Origin of the sequence: Arthrobacter sp. JUb115 (assembly GCF_004365035.1) — a bacterium.
Classification (GTDB): Bacteria; Actinomycetota; Actinomycetes; order Actinomycetales; family Micrococcaceae; genus Glutamicibacter.
The window spans coordinates 228,741-249,598 of record NZ_SOBS01000003.1 but is presented as its reverse complement, the minus strand read 5'-3'; the positions used below and the strand labels follow the sequence as shown (position 1 = coordinate 249,598).

Here is a 20,858-nt window from a genome sequence, read left to right as displayed (position 1 = left end):
AAAAACCGCGCCGCTAAAGAAGCCGGGCAGTCCATGATGGACTGCCCGGCTTCTGTGCTTTGCCGCAGCGCCGTTTAGAGGATCTTGCGGTCCACAGCCCAACGGGTAAGTTCGTGGCGGTTGGATAGCTGGAGCTTGCGCAGCACATTGGACACATGCGATTCCACGGTCTTTACCGAGATGAACAGTTCCTTGGCTACTTCCTTATAGCTATATCCCCGGGCAATCAAACGCATGACTTGCAATTCGCGGTCAGAGAGCAAATCCAGCTCTTCATCGATTTCTGCCACCGGACCGCTGCTGCCAAAGGCGTCCAGGACGAACCCGGCCAACCGTGGCGAGAACACGGCATCTCCCCCGGCCACGCGACGTACTGCATCGGAAATTTCGGCCCCGGAAATGCTCTTGGTGACATACCCGCGAGCACCGGCACGGATGACCGTCACTACGTCCTGTGCTGCGTCGGAAACGCTCAATGCCAGGAAACGCGTGGATCCCAGCAGCCCGGTGCACCCCTTGAGCACTTCGGCCCCGCCCCCGCCGCGGCCACCGGGCAGATGCACATCCAGGAGCACCACATCCGGTTGCTGTTCGGTGATCACCTCGATGGCTCCTTCCACGGTGCCAGCTTCCCCGACAATCTGGATGTCCTGGGCCAAATCGGCACGTAAACCGGAACGGAAGATGGCGTGGTCATCCACCAGCACTACACGGTAGTTCTCGGTGGTGTTCTCAGCGTTCATGTTTCTATTCTTCCTCCATGTTCAGTGGCATGCTCAGCTGCACCTCGGTTCCGGATTCACCGCTCCGGATATGCGCCATGCCGCCTGCGCGTTCCATGCGGCCAATGATTGATTCCCTGACGCCGTGCCGGTCCGCCGGTATTCCATCTACTTCGAAACCGGTGCCGCGGTCACGCACATACACTTCTACTTGTTCGGCCGAGCATTCGATGAATACCGAAATCTTGCCCTCGGCATGCTTCGCTGCGTTCATCATCGCCTCGCGGCTAGCGGCCACCAGTGCCTGCTGCCCGGCAAAGCCCTGAGCATTGCCTACGGATATGACTTCTACATCACGCAGTAGCAGCTGTTCGATGTGGCTTGCCTCGTGCTGGATCTCAACGATTACATCTTCATCATCAAGGTCATGGTTGCCGTACAGCCATTGGCGCAGTTCACGCTCTTGGACGCGTGCCAAGGTTCTCACCGCCGCTGGGTCTTCACTGCGTTTTTGAATCACTGCCAAGGTCTGCAAGACCGAGTCGTGCAGGTGGGCCGCGAACTCTGCACGTTGGGCCGCCGCCTGGCGCGAGCTCCGTTCAGCGATGAAATCGCGCCAAAGCCGAGTGCCCCAGGGAAGCAACACCACGACTGCGCCGACAATGATCGCCAAGGCCGCCCACAAGCCGCCGAGCAGGTCTGCGGCTCCGACAGTATTGCCCAGCAGGGCCAGCAGACCGCCGATGACCAGGACCAGGCCAAAAGCCAGGCGCAGCAAGAAAGGCAGTGACGGGCGCTTCTTGTGCTCGGTGATACCTTCATCGAACTGGATCCAAGCCAGCACAATACCGGCAATCACGCCCAAGCTAGGCCAGATCAGATCCCAGCGGATATTCCAGCCGGTCCACTGTCCATAAGCCAGGACGGCGAGCGCCAGCAGGCCCGCACCGATCAGCGTGTCACGCCAGGTGGAGTTCCTTTCCCAACCTTCGCGTGGACGGAAGATGCCTTGCTGCACCCGGTTCATTTCTTCAGCAAGGCTGCGTGATCTGGTGCCCCAGGAGCGAAGCTCGTCAGCGTGCGCCTCTTCGGCGCTCGGGACGAATACCCAAAGCCACGCGTAGAGCAGAATGCCGATGCCGCCCAGTGCGGACAATCCCAGGAACCCAATACGCACGTACCCCAGCGGGATGCCCAGGTGCTCCGCGAGGCCGCCGCAGACGCCGGCGATTAGCCGGTTCTCGCTGCGCACCATCAAACGCCGTTCAGGACTTTCCATAGTTCTAAGTCAAGCACGTTCTTGTCGTTTCTTCCCGGTTGATCACCGGATCTAGGGGCACCCCTAGGGGAAGTTCAGGGTATCCCCTCATAGCGCGGGACCCCTGCCACACGAGAACATTGGACTATGAACAACGAAGGCTCTCAACGTCGTCGCGGCTTTTACGACCAGCTGCGCAAATCACCGATCACTCGCCAGGACTCGCAGTGGCTCGGTGGCGTTGCAACTGGTGTCGCCGATTATTTCAAGGTCGATGTAGTGCTGATCCGCGGCATCTTCGTGGTGCTCGGTGTCCTAGGCGGCTTGGGCATGGTGCTCTATGGACTGGCTTGGGCGTTGCTTCCTGATGCGGGAGGCAAAATGCATCTGGAAAGTGCCGTGAACCGGAACTGGACCAGCGGCATGACTGGCGCGGTGATCATCTTTGCGCTGGGCATCTTCCCTGCTCCCTGGTTCTTGGATTCGCTGGCACCGGTCCTGTGGCCCCTGGCTATTGTTGCGGCTATCGCATTCATTATCTTCAGCAGGAAGAACACCCGGTTTGCGCGTCCGGACCAAGCCCGCAATCCGGCAGCGACCGGTGACAGCTCTGCTGCCTCGCCAAGGGCTGCCGAGAAGAGCACCGCGTTGGAGCATCCTTGGCGTGAGGACGGCACCCAGAGTTTCAATGCGAGCGTAGCTAGCGGGTTCGGGACGAACTACCCGGATGCGCCGATGAAGGAGCACCCCATGAATTCAGGTGATTCTGGCCCAGCGGGCCAGTACGAAAATAGCTATTCGCCGGATCCCGCATACACGAAGGCCTACAGTGCCAAGGCGAATCGCAAGCCGATCAGCCGCCCGATTCCGGGTTGGCTTGGCACCACCGTCTTCGGCGTTACCGTGCTGGTGGTCGCCGTGGTCATGCTGGCCGACTACCTGGATATCGTGGCCTTGCCTGGTTCGGGCTGGACCGTGGCCTTGGCTTGCGGCCTGTTGCTTGTTGGCATCACCATTGTCCTAGCGGCCCTCTCCGGGCGAACCAGTGGAGGCCTGTTGGGTTTGGCCATTCCATTGCTGGTCCTGACGGTGATCTTCTCTGCTACGTCTTTCGAGGAATCTGCCCGCGGGTTCGTTCGATCGGCTACCGGCAGCGACAGCCAATACAGCGCTGTTTTCAGCAGCTCAACGGTTGACCTGACCCATCTGGGCAGTATCACCAAACCCACCACGGTGGAGATCGATTCTGTCTTCTCCAGAATGGATCTGCTGCTGCCGGAGAATGTTCCGGTGAAGATCGAGACCGACGGCGCATTCCTTTCCGGAATGGATATGGAACTGCCGCAGGACCGGCGGTCCTTGCCGGGAAATGCACCAATGCTGACCATTGAAGTAGACGGAGTTTTTTCCTCGTTCTCCACGACCGTGGATGATCCCAGCATCCTGAACCCCAGCAACACGGATTTCTAAGGACTGAGCCCCATGAATACTTCTTCTACTCCCGCTAGGAAATTCCCTACCGGAACCTTGGTCTTCGGCCTGATTCTGATCGTTGTCGCCCTGGCATCGCTCAGCCGTCTGGTCTTGCAGTGGAGCTTTGACATGCCGCTGTTCTTCATCGCTATCGTCGCCTTGGCCGGCGTAGCCATGATCTTCTCCGGATTGGCATCGGCCGGCAAGGCCCGCAAATCCGAAGCCGAACCACCGGTTCCCACCGACCCCAATCTCTAAGCCTCCAAGCTTTTCCAACAATTAGGAGTTCTCTGATGGACGCATTCTTCAACTCGCTTCGTTCCATGCCGCTTCGTCGCGGGCCAGGCCGATTGGCCGGTGGCGTCGCCGGGGGCATCGCCGACAAGTTCGGGTGGGATGTCACCTTGGTGCGTATCGCCCTACTGCTTTCGTTCTTGCTTCCGGTAATGGGTGTTGCCGCATATATCCTGGCGTGGATCCTGATCCCAGCGCAGGACAACACCATCATCTTGCAGAACTGGCTTCGCAAATTCTAAATACCGTTCCCGGCTGGCCTGCTCGGGAACGATGCTTGGCATCGCTATCCGGCTAGGGCGAGGCTCGTGCACTTCCGTGACATGAGACTCGCCCTAGTGGCTTTAAGCACGTACAATGGCACGCAGAGTAGATGCTCAATGGCGCGCGGATATTGACTGAAATCCGAATGGAACTCTTTGCTGTTACAGCGTTATCACGGGGCCTGCACGCTCCAGCTGTCGCACAGGGCTTTCCCATTACTAAGCGAGGGCCAATGCGCATTGGAATCATGACCTCAGGCGGCGACTGCCCCGGTCTGAACGCCGTCATCCGCGGTGCGGTACTGAACGGCATCAAAAGCTACGACGACGAATTCGTCGGTTTCCGCGACGGCTGGCGCGGCGTCAAGGAAGGCGACTTCTTCGACCTTCCGCGAACCGCTGTGCGTGGCATCGCCAAGCAAGGCGGCACCATTTTGGGCACCTCACGCACCAATGCGTTTGAAGGGGAACTTGGTGGCGCGGAGAACATTTCCAAGGTTCTCAAATCCAATAGCATCGATGCGCTGATTGCCATCGGCGGGGAAGGCACCTTAGCTGGCGCCCAGCGCCTATGCGAAGCCGGCCTTCCTATCGTTGGCGTTCCCAAGACCATCGATAATGACTTGGACGCCACGGATTACACCTTCGGTTTCGATACCGCTAACCAGATTGCGGTCGAAGCCATTGACCGCCTGCGCACCACCGGCGATTCCCACCACCGCTGCATGGTGGCCGAGGTAATGGGCCGCCACGTAGGCTGGATTGCACTGCACGCGGGGATGGCATCCGGTGCGCACGCGGTGCTCATCCCGGAGGTTTCCACCACCATGGAGCAGATCTGCCAATGGGTGAACGAAGCCCATGAGCGCGGACGCGCCCCGTTGGTGGTTGTGGCCGAAGGCTTTGTGCCAGAAGGCATGGAAGAAGCGTTCTCGGTACGTGGTCTCGATTCCTTCGGACGCGCCCGCCTTGGCGGCATCGGGGAGATGCTCGCCCCGGTCATTGAGGAACGTACCGGCATCGAAACGCGTGCAACCGTGCTGGGACATATTCAGCGCGGCGGCGTCCCCACCGCTTTTGACCGTGTCCTGGCCACCCGTTTGGGAATGGCTGCGGTGGATTCCATCCATGCCGAGGCGTGGGGCACCATGGTGGCGTTGCACGGCACCAAGGTGCTGCGCGTACCGCTGCGTGCCGCACTGAACAACCTCAAGCGTGTCCCCATGGAACGCTACGAAGAGGCCGCCGTGCTCTTCGGCTAGGCCTGGAGATACACCAAGGGCGTGGGTTGGAATGCTGTGAACAGCATTCCAACCCACGCCCTTCTCTTTGGCCTTTAGCCTTGCGGCGGGGTTCTCAGGAACCCGGTAAAGCGCCCAGCGACCTGGCCGGCGTCGGTCGCCACAATGACTTCCTGCGTTGCCGGGTAGCTCGTTTCGCCGTCCACCACGGACAGAACCGCTTCCGGGTCAACGTTGCGCTTGACCACGGCCAAGGCGATTGGCCCGGCTTCATAGTGCAAAGTCGCGGAAGTGATCCGGCCAACCGTGCGCTCCCCCAGCTTCACTTCGGCGCCGGTGGCAGGCAGCGTGTGCATGGAACCGTCGAGGTCCAAGAAAACCATGCGACGAGGCGGGTGGCCGATGTTGTGCACCCGGGCAATTGTTTCCTGGCCTTTATAGCAGCCCTTGTCCATGTGCACCGCGGTACGCAGCCAATCCAACTCGTGGGGAATGGTCTTGTCGTCTATCTCGGCACCGAAGCGCGGCTCCCACGCGGCGATACGCAAGGCCTCGACAGCCATCATGCCTGACAGCTCTTCGTCAGCTACTGCGACGGCAAGCTGCTCCAACTCCACGATATGCAAGAACCACGGACGTTCCTTGCCCGGGTGATCCTCACGGGAATAGGCCCAACCACCGTCGGTGATTCCGGGCCATGGGTTCTCCCAGACCAGGCTCCCGGCAGTGCCAATCTTGCGGGTAGCCGCCAATACGCCGTAGCTCTCGGAAAGATCATTGACCTCAACGCGCAGCATGAAGCGCATTGAGTTCAGGAACTGCGCCAACGCTGCTCCGGCACCAGGTTCAACGATCAGCAGCAAGCGATCTGCGGTGGCCAGCACCTTCATTTCGTGCTCAATGCGTCCTTGAACCGAAAGCAGCAGCGTCTGGGTGCTGTCTCCTGGCTTCAGGCTGGAAATGCGCTGGCTGCTGAGCGTATCGAGCCAACTCTGGCGGTCTTCGCCGCGGATCTCCACGACATCGAAGTGGCTCAGATCGGCAATTGCCTGGCCCTCAGCGAGTTTGCGAGCTTCGCGGGTAGGAGCGCCGTAGTGGGCTGCGACGCCGGCATCTACGCCGCCAGCTTCCACTGCAGCAGCACGGTCCAGCAGGACCGAACGGTATTCAGTGGCCATGATTAGTGCACCGTGCCTTCCGAGGTGACACGCTTGAGCGCCGCCGAGGCGTGCGCTTGAAGATCCATATTGCCCTTGGAAACATCCCAGCGCCAGAACAGCTCGCCATTGACCAGACCGTAGATCCGGGTTGAGGACGCGTAAGCTTGGGCGTTCTTGCTGCGCAGCAAGCTCTCGGTGGCCAGCTGAATGCGTGGTCCATTAATCAGGCCGTAATACAGCTCTGAGATGCCGTCTGGTCGGACAATTTGCGCCTGGATCTTGAAGCCGTCTTCGGTATGCAGCTTCTGCACATCGTCGGCCGAACGCAGTACCGGGAAGATGTCACCGGGTTCCATGCCAGGACCGGCATCGGCTTCCTGCTGTTCACGGTCCAAGGACCAGAAGCCGGTTTCAACGGCTAGGATCCGCAGCTTCGTGCCATCGGCTTCGGTCAGCCAGGCTTCACTGCGGTATTCAAGGTACGGCCCGCCAACGTCGCGGAAGGTGACTTGCTGCCAGAAAAACTCGTCCTCGGCTTCGCCTTCGCCAAGACGGCCAGCACCTTCCCAGGTGCCGATGAGCCATGCGAAAGGTACAAGTTCCGGGGTGAGGTCCGTAGGTAGGTCAAAAGCCATGGACTACTCGCTCCTAAGTCAGTTAGTGATGAAATGAAAACAGCGCACACGTTGTTGTGTGCGCTGTTTCTACTTCTGGCCCTGGAAGAGGCGCTTCACTACCAAGCCTGCGAACCCAGCCATTCCGAGACCGGCGATCACTACAAGTGCCTGGAAGAAAATTTCGATTGCAAGGTAATTTTCATTCATGGCTTCATCTTAGCGCGGGAGGCAGGAGAACTTCGACACGCGTGACGCAGCTAGCATCATATTTGAACCGCTCACCGCTAAATGAAAGCCAGCACTTCCATCGCGTACCAGCTGACCGCACCGCTCATCAGCAAGATGGCGCAGGCAAGGCCAAGGATTCCACTCATGTTTCGTACGCTGCGGCTGACCAAGGCCAATGCCCGTAATGAACCCACCAGCAAGCCGGTCAGCAGTCCCAGGGTCGCCCCTTGGTACCAGAGCATATCGATTGGCAGCGCGCTGGAGGCCGCGCCCAATGCGGCAGCGACCACAGGCGCCAGAATCATGGTCATCCGGTTTGGCAGGCGGGTAACGGCAACCGCACCAGCCCCAAGCAGAGCGACCACGGTTGTGACGGCCAGCCCAAAGCCGTAGGGCACATAAGCACTAGCGGCCCAGGCGGAACCCAGCACGCCCAGGACTATGCCGGTCACGCCAGAAACCACACCGGCCAGCCGGCCTTCGGCTTCTGCCCCGCGCAATACCTGGCTGATAAATACCAGAAGCACGCCAACGGCGATTGCTTCGACACTATGTGACATCACCGACCCGCCTGGCATGAACATGGTCGAAGCCGTAGCCGCCAAAGAGCACAACGCCAAGATGATGGTGATCGGCCATGGCGCATCAGAGCGGACCATTCGTGGCCAGGTATAGGCGAAAATCAGCTGCAAGACCGCGGTGAGCACACCCATCAGCCAGCTCATCGAATCCAGACTTGCAACAACGACAAGCAGTGCCGCTGCAACGAGTCCACTGAATAAAACCTTGATTCTCAAATTCTGATTCCTGACGGTAATGTGTCCGCACTTGCGTGTTCACATGCGTGCTTCAACTGATTCATTCCTTATACTGTGACACGTAAAAGTGATTTTTTCGCAACTATCTGGCAGGAGGAAGACCGATTGGCTCACCTACTGCTATTAAGTAATCATGCCGAAAATGCCGCTGAAGTTCTTCCGGCACTCGAACTGTTATTGCACGAGATTTCTTTCTTCCCTGCAACAACGGAGTCGCTGAGCCAAATCCCTGAGTGCGACGCGGTCATCCTCGATGCCCGTACAGATCTCATTCCGGCGCGCTCCCTGGCGCAGTTATTGCACGCCAATTTGAATCTGCCCTTGCTGCTGGTTGTCAGCGAAGGCGCACTGGGCATTTTGAACTCGGATTGGTTTGCGACTGATTTCCTGTTGCCTTCCGCCATCCCTGCCGAGCTTGATGCACGCATCCGCCTGATGCTCTCCGGAGCCACGGTTCCCGCCCCCGCACCGGTGGCCGCTGAAAGCACTTCGGGCCTGCGCATCGATGAGTTGAGCTACACCGCCCGTATCGATAACCGCATGCTGGACCTGACATACAAAGAGTTCGAACTGCTCAAGTACCTCGCACAGTTCCCCGGCCGAGTCTTCACCCGCGAACAGCTGCTGCATGAAGTGTGGGGATACGACTACTACGGAGGCACCCGTACCGTAGACGTGCATGTGCGACGTTTGCGCGCGAAACTCGGCACCGATCATGAACAGCTCATCGGAACGGTGCGCAACGTCGGCTACCGCTTCCACACCGAATCATAACTTTCAGATAACTCCTACCCACTTCGCACATTTTACGACTATCGTGAAATGCATGAGCGAACTGCCACAGAACACTGTTTCCATCCAGCACGTCCCCGGTGAGCTTGATGAACGGGCGCTATCCGACGTGCGCCAGCTAGCCCTCGATGCGCAGAAAGCCGATGGCAACCCGCCGTTGAGCGACCAGACCCTGGTGGCATTGGCAGCCGATGAGCCTAGCCAGAATCTGCTTGCCCTGCTGGCTGAAGCCGGCGAAGGCGCGGAGTCGACGTTGGCCGGCGTTGCCATCGCGGTTCGGGAATCCCCGGATCAGCCTTGGGTCCTGGAACTGGTAGTCCACCCCGAGCATCGCCGCGCTGGCATTGGCCGGGCCCTGCTGGGCAAGCTCGGTGAGCTGCTGGATCTCTCGAAGATCCAGGCGTGGGCGCACGGCGACCACGATGCAGCCAAGAAGCTGGCCGCAGGTGTGGGCCTGGACCGCGTACGCGAGCTGTTCCGGATGCGCCGCGAAGGCACCGATTACCTTGAAGAGCCTGCGATTGATCGCCGGATTACGGTCCGCACCTTCCGTGTTGGCGAGGACGAGCCGCAATGGCTGGAAGCTAACGCCAAGTCCTTCGTGCATCATCCCGAGCAAGGTTCGCTGACCCTCAATGACCTCGAAGCGCGCATGTCCGAGGACTGGTTCGACCCATCCGGCTTCTTCTTGGCCTTTGACGCGGAGGAGAATCTGCTCGCCTACCACTGGACCAAAATCCATCCTGCTACCGCAGACGCGGTCCGCCCCACCGGCGAGGTTTACGTTGTCGGCGTCGTTCCCGAAGCGCAGGGACTAGGCCTGGGCCGGTCCTTGACCACCACCGGCATCAACTACCTGCTGGAACTGGGCGTCGATGCGGTGATCTTGTACGTGGATGCCGATAATGAAGCTGCAGTTAAGCTCTACCGCTCGCTGGGCTTCACACTTTGGGATGCGGACATTATGTACGGTCCGCAGAAGATAGACTAGGGGTACCGGCAGTCCCTGATTTATCGCGACTGCCGCCAGCGGTGTCTTTAGCGTCCACTTGCAGGAAAGAAGTGAGTTCAGCCGATGAATAGCTACCCCAAGGAAACTGGTACTCAGCTACGTGATGTTCCTTCCTCGAAGGTCAATGAAGATCGTATAGAGCCAGCAGATTCGCTACCGGATCTGCATCCTGATGGCGGATTCAAAAATGAGCGTTTCCTTGACCGTGAGCTCAGCTGGCTGCATTTCAACGCCCGCGTTCTGGAGCTGGCCGAAGACACCGATCTGCCCTTGCTTGAACGGGTGAACTTCCTGTCCATCTTCGCCTCGAACCTTGATGAGTTCTTCATGGTTCGCGTTGCCGGGCTGAAGCGCCGCATCCACGCTGGACTGGCGGTGCCGGCGGCTAACGGAATGAACCCGGTAGACCAGTTGGAGTTGCTGCTATCCTCGGCCCACGCGCTGCAGACCCGCCATGCCAAAGTCTTCGCCGACTCGGTATACCCCGATTTGGCCGAGCAGGGTATCCGCATCACCACCTGGGAAGACCTCTCGGCATCCGAGCGTGACCTGCTTTCCAAGTGGTTCGTTTCCCAGGTATTCCCGGTACTCACTCCGCTGGCGGTTGACCCTGCTCACCCATTCCCGTACATCTCCGGGCTGTCGCTGAATCTGGCTGTGGTGGTCCGCAACCCGCTGACCGGCAAGGAACTCTTTGCCCGCTTGAAGGTGCCAGACACCATCGCCCGCCTGATCAGCATCGACGGCACCCGCGCGGCGCACTCTTCGTTGCGTACGGCCCGGTTCATCCCGCTCGAAGCACTTATTGCGGTGCACTTGGAGCTGTTGTTCCCGGGGATGGAAATCGTCGAGCACCACTTCTTCCGTGTCACCCGCAACGAGGACCTGGAAGTTGAAGAGGACGATGCAGAGAACCTGCTGCAGGCGCTGGAGAAGGAATTGCTGCGCCGCCGCTTCGGTCCTCCCGTTCGCCTGGAAGTCGCCAATGACATCAACCCTGAAATCATGGAGCTGCTCACCCGCGAGCTCGGTGTTGAAGAGGACGAGGTTTTCAAGCTTCCCACCCCATTGGACCTGCGCGGTTTGGGCGTTATCGCGTCGCTGGACCGTTCAGAGCTTCACTACACCAAGCATGTTGGCCATACCTCGAACTACCTGAACGAATCAGAAACTGCCAAAGCCGCCAATGTGTTCGCGGCCGTTCGGCGCCGCGACATCCTGCTTCACCATCCCTATGATTCCTTCTCCACCAGCGTGCAGGCCTTCCTGGAACAGGCCGCAGCTGATCCGAAGGTCATGGCCATCAAGCAGACCCTGTACCGCACCAGCGGCGACTCGCCCATCGTCGATGCGCTGATTGATGCGGCCGAAGCTGGCAAGCAGGTTCTGGCCCTGGTAGAAATCAAGGCCCGCTTCGACGAGCAGGCCAACATCTCTTGGGCGCGCAAGCTGGAACAGGCGGGCGTGCACGTGGTCTACGGCATCGTGGGCCTGAAAACCCACTCCAAGCTCTCCTTGGTGGTTCGCCGCGAAGGCGACAAGCTGCGCCGCTATTGCCACATCGGCACCGGCAACTACCACCCGCGCACCGCGCGGTATTACGAAGACTTCGGCCTGCTCACCTGCGACGACGAAGTTGGCGAGGATATCTCCAAGCTGTTCAATCAGCTTTCGGGCTACGCCCCGCGCTCGACCTACAACCGCCTGCTGGTTGCTCCGCGCTCGGTACGCACCGGCTTGCTGGCGCATATCGAGAAGGAGATAGTCAACGCCGCGGCCGGCAAGCCGGCAAAGGTCGTCATCAAGGTCAATTCCATCGTGGATGAAGCCATCATCGATGCGCTGTACCGGGCCAGCCAGGCAAGGGTCAAGGTGGAAGTCATCGTTCGCGGCATCTGCGCCCTGCGCCCGGGAGTGCCGGGACTGAGCGAGAACATCGAAGTACGTTCCATCTTGGGCCGGTTCCTTGAGCACAGCCGCGTGTTCATGTTTGAAAACGGCGGAGATCCACTGGTGTACATCGGCTCCGCCGACATGATGCACCGCAACCTGGATCGTCGCGTGGAAGCCCTGGTCTCGCTGCGCAACCAGGAGGACATTGATCGCATGATCACCCTGCTGGCCCGCTACATGGACGACAAGACCGCTTCGTGGCACCTGAACTCCGATGGCGACTGGATTCGCCATTACCAGGGCGAGGATGGCAAGGCGCTCTCGGACGTCCAATTCTGGTTAGTTGAAGAACATGCCCGCCGACGAAACAGTGGACGTAATAGCTAGTGACCGAACCAGAGCTGCGCGATACCCGCACCAGGGCTCGTGACATCATCCGTTCTGCAGATGCCGAGGAAATCCGCCTTGGCGAATACGACATCGTGGCCGCCGGGGCAATCCCCTGGCGCGTGAAGGACGGCAAACTCCAAGTTCTCCTGATCCACCGCCCAAAGTACGATGACTGGTCCTGGCCCAAGGGCAAACTGGATCAGGGTGAATCCATCGCCGAGTGTGCGCTGCGCGAGGTCCGCGAGGAAATCGGGTTGCGCATCACCTTGGGCATCCCGCTTTCAGCCACCGCCTACTCCGTGGGCCAGAAAACCAAGGTTGTCTACTATTGGGCAGCCAAGACCGATGCGCAGACGGTAATTGAGCCTGATGGCGCGGAATGCGACGAGGCTCTTTGGACCAGTCCCAAGAAGGCTGCCAAAATGCTGTCCATTGCCACGGACAACCAGCCGCTGTCCGATCTGCTCCTGGCCTATGAAGCCGGCGTGCTCGATACGCACCCGGTGCTCATTGTCCGCCATGCCAAGGCCAAGCCTCGTGGCAACTGGACTCGTGCCGAAGGAGACCGCCCGCTGGCGGCGACGGGGCGACGCCAGGCGCAGGCAGTTTCCCGGATGCTCGAAGCATGGAAGCCGATGCACGTGGCCTCTTCCCCGTGGATGCGGTGCGTCCAGACGATCACTCCCTATGCCGCCTTGCACGCCTTGAAGCTCAAGAGCATTAAAGCCCTGACCGAACATGCGGCGACACGCAATCCGGAGCGGGCACGCAAGGCCGTGCAGAAACTCTTCGACAAGTACCGTTCCCAGGTGATTTGCACCCATCGCCCGGTGCTGCCCTTCGTGCTGGAGGTTCTTGCCCAGAACTCCACTGACGAACTGGCCATGGCCCTGCCGGACCAGGATCCCTATTTGGAACCGGGGTCCCTGATCGTTGCGCAGCAGGTCCAATCCGGCAGCCCGCGAATTGTCTCCTTTGAGATTCATACGCCGTACCACGATTAGCCTGATGCGGCTGAAGCCCGGCATTGCATGCCGGGCTTCAGTGTTCTCTCAGGGCGTGGCACCAGCCGTTGCATCTGCCTCCGATTAGGGATAAGACTATGAATAGGAGACACGTCACAGCCAAGAATGAGGTAATGCCATGACTGCCCAGCAACCGAACCAGCCAGTCGAGAAGATTGTGCACCATGGACTGCGTTTGGATCACGATGCCAGCCGCGGCCGCTATTCGCTGTGGCACGGTTCCACTTTTGTCGGTTTCCTCGGCTACTACGAAGAAGATGGCATCGCCACCATCCAGCACACCATAGTCAATGAGGAATTCGGCCGTCGCGGATACGCTCGCGCGCTGGTGACCTTGGTTCTGGACAAGTTCCGCGACAAGGGGCTGAAGATCATTCCGGAGTGCAGCTACGTCCAGGACTACCTGCGCCGCTACCCGGAGTATAACGACATGGTGGCTGCGAGCTAGGCACGAGTGCGAGCAGCATCATCAATGCGCTTAGTTCCAGGAGCTTTCCGTTTGATCTAAACTGGGACGTGTGAATATGCCAGCGCCGACCACCAGCACGACAGGTAAGATGACGACTCCAATCGCAACCCCTTATGAAGATCTGCTTCGAGACGTGCTGGAGAACGGCGCCTCCAAGGAAGACCGCACCGGAACTGGAACGCTGTCGGTATTCGGCCGCCAGATCCGCTTCGATCTGAAGGATTCTTTCCCGCTGGTCACCACCAAACGCGTGCACTTCAAATCCGTGGCAGCAGAACTCTTGTGGTTCCTGCGCGGCGAATCCAATGTGAAGTGGCTGCAGGACCAGGGCGTGCGCATCTGGAATGAATGGGCTGACGAAGCCGGCGAACTCGGACCGGTCTATGGTGTCCAGTGGCGCAGCTGGCCAACTCCCGATGGCGGCCACATTGACCAGATCTCCCAGCTGGTTGACTCGCTGCGGAACAATCCGGACTCCCGCCGCCACATCGTCTCGGCGTGGAATGTCGCAGAGATCCAGAATATGGCGTTGCCTCCATGCCACGTGTTCTTCCAGTTCTACGTGGCCGAGGGCAAGCTCTCCTGCCAGCTCTACCAGCGCAGTGCAGACATGTTCCTGGGCGTACCGTTCAACATCGCTTCCTACGCACTGCTCACGCGCATGCTTGCCCACCAGCTCGATCTGGAGCCAGGCGAGTTCATCTGGACTGGTGGCGACGTGCATATCTACACCAACCACTTGGAACAGGTCAAGGAGCAGCTCTCCCGCGATCCTTACCCATACCCGACGCTCAGCTTCAATTCCAAGCCCGAGTCGATCTTCGACTACACGCTGGAAGATTTCAGCATCAACGACTACCAGCACCACCCGACGATCAAGGGAGCCGTAGCGGTATGACTCCCAAGCCTCGCCACGCACACGACGTTGAACCGCTGGTTGGCGCCATTTGGGCCCAAGCCGAGAACGGCATTATTGGCGCTGACGGCGCCATGCCATGGCACGTTCCCGAGGACCTGGCCCATTTCAAGCGCACGACCGCTGGCCATCCAGTGATCATGGGTCGTGCCACATGGAATTCCTTCCCGGCGAAGTTCCGTCCATTGCCAGGACGCACCAACATCGTGCTGACCACGCAGGCTGATGCCCACGCGCAGCTGCGCAAGGATGGCGCACTCCCCGTCTCCAGCTTGGAAGAAGCCATCGCGTTGGCACAGCGCAGCGCCGGCGGCGAAGAAGTATGGATCATTGGCGGCGGAAAGGTCTATGCCCAGGCACTGGCGCTGCTGGACGTCGCGGTGATTACCAAGCTCGATGCCTCCCCTGCTGGAGATACCTCCGCACCGAAGCTCACCGCTGGCTTCGCTCTGGGCGCATCCGATCCGTCCCTAGATTCGGAAGCTGCCCACTGGCACACTTCCTCCACCGGTACCCGCTACCGCTTTGAAACCTGGCTTCGTCAAAAGGATTAGAACGACCATGAAAAAATACATCGGAGAGCTCAAGCAGCACCCCGAAGCACTCTTCATTCTCGGATACATGCTCTTCCCGCTGCTGGCCTTGGTGGTGGCCGTACTCGGCTTCTTCATGGTTCTCGGCGGCCACAAGGTATTCGGCCTGATCATGCTGCTGGTCCCGACGCAGATCTTTATCTTCTCCGCCATGTGGGCGATCAAGAACCGCAAGCTGCTGCTTGAGGAAAAGTAAAACTTTCGCTGCACCGAGTCACACCTGAACCCTGCTGGGGCTTGGGTGTGATTCTGCTTTAACTGGTGTAACGAACCGGGCTCTGCCGGATAAACGCCCCTACCATGGATACATGACTTCATCTGTTGGTTTTGTAGGTTACCGAGGCATGGTTGGTTCCGTGCTGATGCAGCGCATGCTCGACGAGGGCGATTTCGCCCAGATTGACCCGGTATTTTTCTCGACTTCCAATGCCGGCGGCAACGCCCCGGCATTCGCTGAGGGTGCTGGGCCGCTGCAGGACGCGTTCGATATTGAAACGCTGTCCAAGTTGCCGATCATCGTCACTGCCCAGGGCGGGGACTACACGACCAAGGTCCACACCGAGCTTCGCAAGTCCGGCTGGGACGGCCTGTGGATCGATGCGGCGTCCTCGCTGCGCATGAATGATGATTCGGTCATCGTTTTGGACCCGGTCAACCGAGCCGTGATCGATGAATCCCTGGCCTCTCGCGTCAAGGACTACATCGGCGGCAACTGCACCGTCTCGTGCATGCTCATGGGCTTGGGCGGGCTATTCAAGAACAACTTAGTCGAGTGGGGCACCGCGATGACCTACCAGGCCGCTTCCGGCGGCGGCGCACGCCATATGCGCGAACTGCTCACCCAGTTCGGCGACATCAATGCGTCGGTGGGCAGCGAGTTGGCTGATCCAGCCAGCGCCATCCTGGAAATCGACCGCAAGGTCCTGGAAACCCAGCGCGGAAACCTGGATGCCGCGCAATTCGGCGTACCACTGGGCGGCTCGCTGATCCCATGGATCGACGCTGATTTGGGCAACGGCCAGTCCCGCGAAGAGTGGAAGGCAGGCGTTGAGACCAACAAGATCCTGCAGACCCCCGGCGACAAGCAGATCATCATGGACGGCCTGTGCGTCCGCATCGGTGCCATGCGCTCGCACTCGCAGGCACTGACGCTGAAGCTGAAGGAAGACCTGCCGGTCTCCGAAATCGAGTCGCTGCTCTCAGCAGACAACCAGTGGGCCAAGGTCGTTCCCAACGAGAAGGAAGCCACCATGGACGAGCTGACTCCGGTCGCGGCGTCCGGTACCTTGGATATCCCGGTCGGCCGTATCCGCAAGCTGGAAATGGGTCCTGAGTACATCTCGGCCTTTACCGTTGGAGACCAGCTGCTGTGGGGCGCTGCCGAGCCGCTGCGCCGCATGCTCGCTATCGCCCAGGGCCGCCTCTAGGCACCTCCGAGGCAAAGCCATGGCCAAGCCCAGAACAGAAATTTCTGTTCTGGGCTTGGCCATTTCCCCTGCGGATGAGCTCTAGTGGGCCCACTCATCCCGGAGTACTGAATAGATCAGCTGGTCATGCCACGCACCGGCGCGCCACTGCGCTTGGCGGATGACACCCTCGCGGGTGAACCCCAGCTTCTCCAGGCACTTTTGCTCAGCCGCATTTTCTGCGGCTGTCGTAGCCTGGATCCGATGACGGGGGTAGTGGGTGAACAAGTAGTCGACGAGCATCTTCTGCGCCTGCGTGCCATGGCCCTGGCCGCGGTACTGGGCAAAGATGCCGATAGCGACTTCCCAGCAGGCCGAGGTGTTGGCCCGGCCCCACGACGAAACGGTGAACCAATCGACTTTGCCGATTACCTGCTCCCCCAAGCAGACCGCCAGCGCGCCATCGGCGTTGCCGATCAACTGGTCCTGGCCGACACGGGCGCGCAGCTTGTTCGTATCCCAGAAGCCGAACCACTGGGCTTCACCGGCGCCCTGCACGGATTGGAAGTTCGCTTCCAGCAGGTCGATATCCTCCAGCGCGAGCTTTCGCAATGACAAGTGCACCCTTGTTTTCCTCCCGTGTTCCGGCGATGGCTGGCATGCTGCTCGCTTAGAGAGCTAGGCCGATCAGCAGCGGCTCATTGACCAGTTCAATGCCAAAACGCTGCTGCACGCCGGCACGAACTGCCCGCGCAATGGCCACAATGTCCTGGGCGGTGGCTTCCCCGCGGTTGGTGATGGCCAGTGTGTGCTTGGTGGACAGGGACGCTCGGCCGCCAGCGAGCGCGAACCCCTCGGTCCCCTCCAAGCCGTAGCCCTTGCCGAAACCGGCCTGGTCGATGAGCCACGCGGCGGACAGCTTGAGGAAGCCAGCTTGTTCCGCCGGGTAGCTCGGAGCGTTCTCGGGAAGCTTGCCCATGACGCTGGATTCAACGATGGGGTTGGTGAAGAAGGAACCCGTGGAGTGCGAGTCGGCATCCCTGGCATCAAAGACCATCCCCTTGGAACGACGCAAGTCCAGAACGGTCTGGCGCACTTCGAGCGCGTCGGCGCGTTCGCCAGCTTCAACTCCGAGCCGGCGGGCCAGCTCTGCATAGCGGATAGGAGCCGATTCATTTTCACGGGTCAGCAGGAAGGCCACTTCCAGGACCACGTAGCGTGGGGATCCGTTGGTGCTCGTGCGCTTGATGACCGAATCGCGGTAGGCGAAACCAAGCTCGGAGTTATCCAGCTTGAGTACCTGGTTGCTCTGGCGGTCGTAGGCACGCACCCACGCCAGGGTCTGGGAAATGTCTGCCCCGTAGGCCCCGACGTTCTGCACCGGAGTGGCACCGGTGCACCCGGGGATGCCCGAGAGCGCTTCCAGTCCGCTCAGGCCCTCAGCCAGGCTGTATTCAACGGTCGTGTCCCAGTTCTCGCCGGCGGCAGCGCGCAGCAGCACCTTGCCATTAGGCTGCTCGTCCAGGTGCAGTCCGCGGGTGGCGATCTGCACTGCGACGCCCGGGTACCCCTCGTCGGAGATCACCAGGTTGGAACCCCCGCCAATGAGCAGAACGTCGTGCCCTGCGGTGTCTGCTGCCGCAACGGCTTGAGCCAGTTCAGCTTCGCTGGTAGCGGTCACCAATTGCTGGGCTGGCCCACCAACGTGGGTCGTGGTCAGATTCTTCAGCATTGCTTCAGTTTACTTTCCGTATGGGAACGAATAGGTGCGGCCGGCCGGCGTTCTACGCTTTGCCTGCGCCGCCGGTACGGTTTCCGGCGGCATTAGAGGACAAGCAGAAGGCCACGACCACCAGGATGGAAATGGAACCCAAAGCAGGTAGCAGGCCGATGACTTCAGCCAGCAGTCCCAAAAGCGGCGGGCCACCGAGGAAGGCGCCGTAGCCGATGGTGGACACTACCGAGACGCGGGTCGCGGCATGAACAGGATCATCCGATGCCGCGCTCATGGCCAGCGGGAAGGTCAGGGCCACGCCCATGCCCCAGATGGCCAAGGCCACGAAGGCCAGCGGCAGGTTGTTGCCAAAGGCGAAGAGCAGTACCCCGACCAGGGCGCTGATGGCGCTGGCCCGGATCATGACGACACGGCCCAGGCGCAAGATCAGATCGCCGGACAGCAGCCGGGTCAGGGTCATGGCGGTAACGAAGACGCCGTAGCCGATGGCTCCCACGCCTTCCTTCGTGTGGTATCCATCCACCAGTGCCATGGCCACCCAGTCGCCGGCTGCGCCTTCAGCCAGGGCCATGCCCAGAACCAGAACGCCCAAGAGGACGGTCTGCGGTTCGGTCCATGCCTTCTTCAGCGAGGTCCCGCTGCTGGTGCGCGGGGTCCGGCTGTAGTCTTCTCCGTAGAATCGGGCACTGTAGAGCACGGTGAAGACGATAACCAGGCCCATGAAGCCGTAGTGGTACTGCAACGGGATCTGCAGTCGGGCACCTAGCGCACCAGCGCCGGCACCGATCACGGTGCCGATGGAGAAGAAACCGTGCAGGGCGGGCATGATGCTCTTGCCCAAGGCGCGCTCCATGGCCGCGCCTTGGACATTGGAGGCGACATTCCATGATGCGGTCCCCAGGCCCTGGGCGAAGAGGAAGATGCCGCAGATCAGGGCGCTGCCAAAGATTCCTGCGCCCACGCCTACAAGAATGAGTGAACAGCCGGCTATTGTCGCGGCGATGCGCATGACGCGGGTGGCCCCAAGGCGCAGAACCAGTTGTCCTGAGACCGAGACGGACAGGAAGGATCCTGCACTCATGCACAGCAGCAGCAGTCCAACGCTGGCGTGGTCCAGCTGCAGGGCATCACGCACTGCGGGCAAGCGCGAAACCAGGGCCGAGATCAGCAGGCCGCTGGCCAGGTAGGCGGCCATCAGCGCGTTGCGCCACTGGGTTACAGGCCTCTGCGCTTCACCGGGAAGTTGCATGCCTAGAGCTGCACCACGGCTTGGCACTTGAGCAGTACCTTGCTGTCATGGGCCGAGACTGCCAAATCGATGCGGGCGGTGCGGGCTTCGGAGTCCAAGGCGCCGACCTTGCCCTCCACCGAAATGGTGGTACCTTCGTGATTCGCCGGGTTGGTTCCTTCGGGATCTTCGACGACTACCGGCTTGGTGAAGCGGGTCTGGTAGTCGATGATGGCTCCCGGGTTGCCGACCCACTGGGAGACCAGGTCGATGACCGATCCCATGGTGAACATGCCGTGGGCGATCACCGATGGCAGTTCCACTTCCTTGGCGAAGCGCTCATTCCAGTGAATCGGGTTGAAGTCGCCCGAGGCACCTGCATAGCGGACGAGGTCCGCGCGGTTGACCTGCACCGTGTGCGAGCCAATGACCTGGCCCTTTTCGAGGCTTTCGAATTCAATCATGCTTAGTCCTCAGCTCGTACCAGTAGCGATGAAACGGTGGTTGCGATCTTCTCGCCAGCCACGGTGGTTATTTCCGCGCGGGTGGTGATCATGGCACCGGCACCCATTTCACGGACCTGGTCCACGTAGAGCTCGGCAAGCAGTTCATCGCCGGCAACGATCGGACGGTGATGGGTGAAGCGCTGGTCGGCGTGCACCACGCGGGAGAAGTCGATGCCGCTGGCAGGGTCGGCAATCAGCTGCGCGTCAGCGCGCTGGGCGATGATGATCGCGAAGGTCGGAGGGGCAACGACATCGCTATAGCCCAGCTCGCGAGCGGCCTGCACATCGTAGTGCGCCTGGTTGGCGGCCTTGGTGGCCTTGGCGAATTCGCGGATCTTTTCGCGGCCTACCTGGTAGGACTCGCCGGCAGGGTAGATGCGCCCTACCAGGTCGGGGTTGATGCCCATGGATTCTCCTGAACGTTGTTGGAAGTGGCCAGGCGAGGCTGCTGCCGGATACGGGACCCGGGCGCAGCCAAGCGGTCACACGGTGGAATTCTTGCGGAGCCCTAGTCCTGCCCGTCGGCCGGGCGCTTCTTGGCTCGTGGGGCCGCCAGGCCATTGGCAATGCGCCACTGGCGCGCATCCTTGGCGCGGACAACCAGGCTGGCGATGTGGCAGAGCATGCCGATGACCATGATGCCGATTGCTGTGTAGACCGTTGGCAGCGATGGAATGTTGGCGCCGATGATGGCCAAGATGATGCCTGCGCCCATGATGCCCATGGCAGCGAAGACGAGCTTCTTATAGCGTGATGAGGCCGATTCCCAAGGAGTGTTGGTCATGGTTCAAGTCTAGTTCAGCTCCGGCTGTGTCCGCT

At 60.3% G+C, this 20,858-nt stretch carries 24 protein-coding genes; 13 read left to right on the top strand and 11 right to left on the bottom strand.

Annotated features, from left to right (window positions below):
* Positions 1–74: 74 nt before the first annotated feature.
* Positions 75–743 (bottom strand): LuxR C-terminal-related transcriptional regulator, encoded by a 669-nt coding sequence (locus tag EDF61_RS06680; RefSeq protein ID WP_133833619.1) that lies wholly within the window; start codon positions 741–743, stop codon positions 75–77.
* Between the two features lie 4 nt (positions 744–747).
* Positions 748–2,001, bottom strand: a complete 1,254-nt coding sequence (locus EDF61_RS06675; RefSeq protein ID WP_133833618.1) for an ATP-binding protein — start codon at positions 1,999–2,001, stop codon at positions 748–750.
* Between the two features lie 126 nt (positions 2,002–2,127).
* Here EDF61_RS06675 and EDF61_RS06670 point away from each other — a divergent pair, with 126 nt between their 5' ends.
* From EDF61_RS06670 to EDF61_RS06655, 4 genes are all read left to right on the top strand, one after another.
* Positions 2,128–3,450, top strand: a complete 1,323-nt coding sequence (locus EDF61_RS06670) for a PspC domain-containing protein (protein WP_133833617.1) — start codon at positions 2,128–2,130, stop codon at positions 3,448–3,450.
* 12 nt (positions 3,451–3,462) lie between these two features.
* The gene (locus tag EDF61_RS06665; protein WP_133833616.1) at positions 3,463–3,711 is read left to right on the top strand and encodes a hypothetical protein; all 249 of its coding nucleotides are present in this window, start codon (positions 3,463–3,465) and stop codon (positions 3,709–3,711) included.
* A 35-nt stretch (positions 3,712–3,746) separates the two neighbouring features.
* Positions 3,747–3,989: a PspC domain-containing protein gene (locus EDF61_RS06660; protein ID WP_105656871.1), complete on the top strand. Its 243-nt coding sequence runs from the start codon at positions 3,747–3,749 to the stop codon at positions 3,987–3,989.
* Positions 3,990–4,243: 254 nt separating this feature from the next.
* Positions 4,244–5,272: a 6-phosphofructokinase gene (locus EDF61_RS06655; RefSeq protein ID WP_105656872.1), complete on the top strand. Its 1,029-nt coding sequence runs from the start codon at positions 4,244–4,246 to the stop codon at positions 5,270–5,272.
* Positions 5,273–5,346: 74 nt separating this feature from the next.
* Here EDF61_RS06655 and ygfZ read toward each other — a convergent pair whose 3' ends face one another.
* The 3 genes from ygfZ to EDF61_RS06640 all read right to left on the bottom strand — a co-directional run bounded on the left by ygfZ (position 5,347) and on the right by EDF61_RS06640 (position 7,981).
* Positions 5,347–6,429 carry a CAF17-like 4Fe-4S cluster assembly/insertion protein YgfZ gene (ygfZ, locus tag EDF61_RS06650; RefSeq protein WP_133833615.1) on the bottom strand — a complete coding sequence of 361 codons (1,083 nt, stop codon included), beginning with the start codon at positions 6,427–6,429 and terminating at the stop codon, positions 5,347–5,349.
* A 2-nt stretch (positions 6,430–6,431) separates the two neighbouring features.
* A complete protein-coding gene (locus EDF61_RS06645) occupies positions 6,432–7,046 on the bottom strand; it encodes a heme-binding beta-barrel domain-containing protein (RefSeq protein ID WP_133833614.1) in 615 nt (204 codons plus the stop codon).
* Positions 7,047–7,312: 266 nt separating this feature from the next.
* Positions 7,313–7,981, bottom strand: a complete 669-nt coding sequence (locus EDF61_RS06640) for a hypothetical protein (RefSeq protein ID WP_105661542.1) — start codon at positions 7,979–7,981, stop codon at positions 7,313–7,315.
* Positions 7,982–8,179: 198 nt separating this feature from the next.
* Between EDF61_RS06640 and EDF61_RS06635 the strand changes: the two genes are divergently transcribed.
* The 9 genes from EDF61_RS06635 to asd all read left to right on the top strand — a co-directional run bounded on the left by EDF61_RS06635 (position 8,180) and on the right by asd (position 16,591).
* Positions 8,180–8,848, top strand: a complete 669-nt coding sequence (locus tag EDF61_RS06635) for a winged helix-turn-helix domain-containing protein (protein WP_105656876.1) — start codon at positions 8,180–8,182, stop codon at positions 8,846–8,848.
* A 52-nt stretch (positions 8,849–8,900) separates the two neighbouring features.
* Entirely contained in the window at positions 8,901–9,857 is a 957-nt protein-coding gene (gene mshD, locus EDF61_RS06630) for a mycothiol synthase (protein WP_133833613.1), read from the top strand.
* Between the two features lie 84 nt (positions 9,858–9,941).
* A complete protein-coding gene (locus EDF61_RS06625) occupies positions 9,942–12,158 on the top strand; it encodes an RNA degradosome polyphosphate kinase (protein ID WP_133833612.1) in 2,217 nt (738 codons plus the stop codon).
* A complete protein-coding gene (locus EDF61_RS06620; RefSeq protein ID WP_133833611.1) occupies positions 12,158–13,165 on the top strand; it encodes an NUDIX hydrolase in 1,008 nt (335 codons plus the stop codon). Before EDF61_RS06625 ends, EDF61_RS06620 begins: the two co-directional genes overlap by 1 nt.
* Positions 13,166–13,304: 139 nt before the next feature.
* On the top strand, positions 13,305–13,634 hold the full coding sequence (locus EDF61_RS06615) for a GNAT family N-acetyltransferase (RefSeq protein ID WP_105656880.1): 330 nt from the start codon (positions 13,305–13,307) through the stop codon (positions 13,632–13,634).
* Positions 13,635–13,743: 109 nt separating this feature from the next.
* Positions 13,744–14,553: a thymidylate synthase gene (locus EDF61_RS06610; protein ID WP_105657074.1), complete on the top strand. Its 810-nt coding sequence runs from the start codon at positions 13,744–13,746 to the stop codon at positions 14,551–14,553.
* Positions 14,550–15,125: a dihydrofolate reductase gene (locus EDF61_RS06605; RefSeq protein ID WP_105656881.1), complete on the top strand. Its 576-nt coding sequence runs from the start codon at positions 14,550–14,552 to the stop codon at positions 15,123–15,125. Before EDF61_RS06610 ends, EDF61_RS06605 begins: the two co-directional genes overlap by 4 nt.
* 7 nt (positions 15,126–15,132) lie before the next feature.
* Positions 15,133–15,360: an NF038396 family protein gene (locus EDF61_RS06600; RefSeq protein ID WP_105656882.1), complete on the top strand. Its 228-nt coding sequence runs from the start codon at positions 15,133–15,135 to the stop codon at positions 15,358–15,360.
* 112 nt (positions 15,361–15,472) lie between these two features.
* Complete coding sequence (gene asd / locus EDF61_RS06595; protein WP_133833610.1) at positions 15,473–16,591, top strand: aspartate-semialdehyde dehydrogenase; 1,119 nt, start codon at positions 15,473–15,475, stop codon at positions 16,589–16,591.
* An 81-nt stretch (positions 16,592–16,672) separates the two neighbouring features.
* On the opposite strand, the gene EDF61_RS06590 is transcribed toward asd, so the two are convergent.
* The 6 genes from EDF61_RS06590 to EDF61_RS06565 all read right to left on the bottom strand — a co-directional run bounded on the left by EDF61_RS06590 (position 16,673) and on the right by EDF61_RS06565 (position 20,823).
* A complete protein-coding gene (locus EDF61_RS06590) occupies positions 16,673–17,188 on the bottom strand; it encodes a GNAT family N-acetyltransferase (RefSeq protein WP_286172136.1) in 516 nt (171 codons plus the stop codon).
* A 52-nt stretch (positions 17,189–17,240) separates the two neighbouring features.
* A complete protein-coding gene (locus EDF61_RS06585; RefSeq protein ID WP_133833608.1) occupies positions 17,241–18,302 on the bottom strand; it encodes a UDP-N-acetylmuramate dehydrogenase in 1,062 nt (353 codons plus the stop codon).
* 52 nt (positions 18,303–18,354) lie between these two features.
* Positions 18,355–19,554 carry an MFS transporter gene (locus EDF61_RS06580; RefSeq protein WP_105656886.1) on the bottom strand — a complete coding sequence of 400 codons (1,200 nt, stop codon included), beginning with the start codon at positions 19,552–19,554 and terminating at the stop codon, positions 18,355–18,357.
* Between the two features lie 2 nt (positions 19,555–19,556).
* Complete coding sequence (locus tag EDF61_RS06575) at positions 19,557–19,997, bottom strand: MaoC family dehydratase (protein WP_133833607.1); 441 nt, start codon at positions 19,995–19,997, stop codon at positions 19,557–19,559.
* A gap of 2 nt (positions 19,998–19,999) precedes the next feature.
* Positions 20,000–20,446 carry a MaoC family dehydratase N-terminal domain-containing protein gene (locus EDF61_RS06570; protein ID WP_105656888.1) on the bottom strand — a complete coding sequence of 149 codons (447 nt, stop codon included), beginning with the start codon at positions 20,444–20,446 and terminating at the stop codon, positions 20,000–20,002.
* Positions 20,447–20,547: 101 nt separating this feature from the next.
* Entirely contained in the window at positions 20,548–20,823 is a 276-nt protein-coding gene (locus tag EDF61_RS06565; protein ID WP_133833606.1) for a hypothetical protein, read from the bottom strand.
* Between the last annotated feature and the right edge of the window lie 35 nt (positions 20,824–20,858).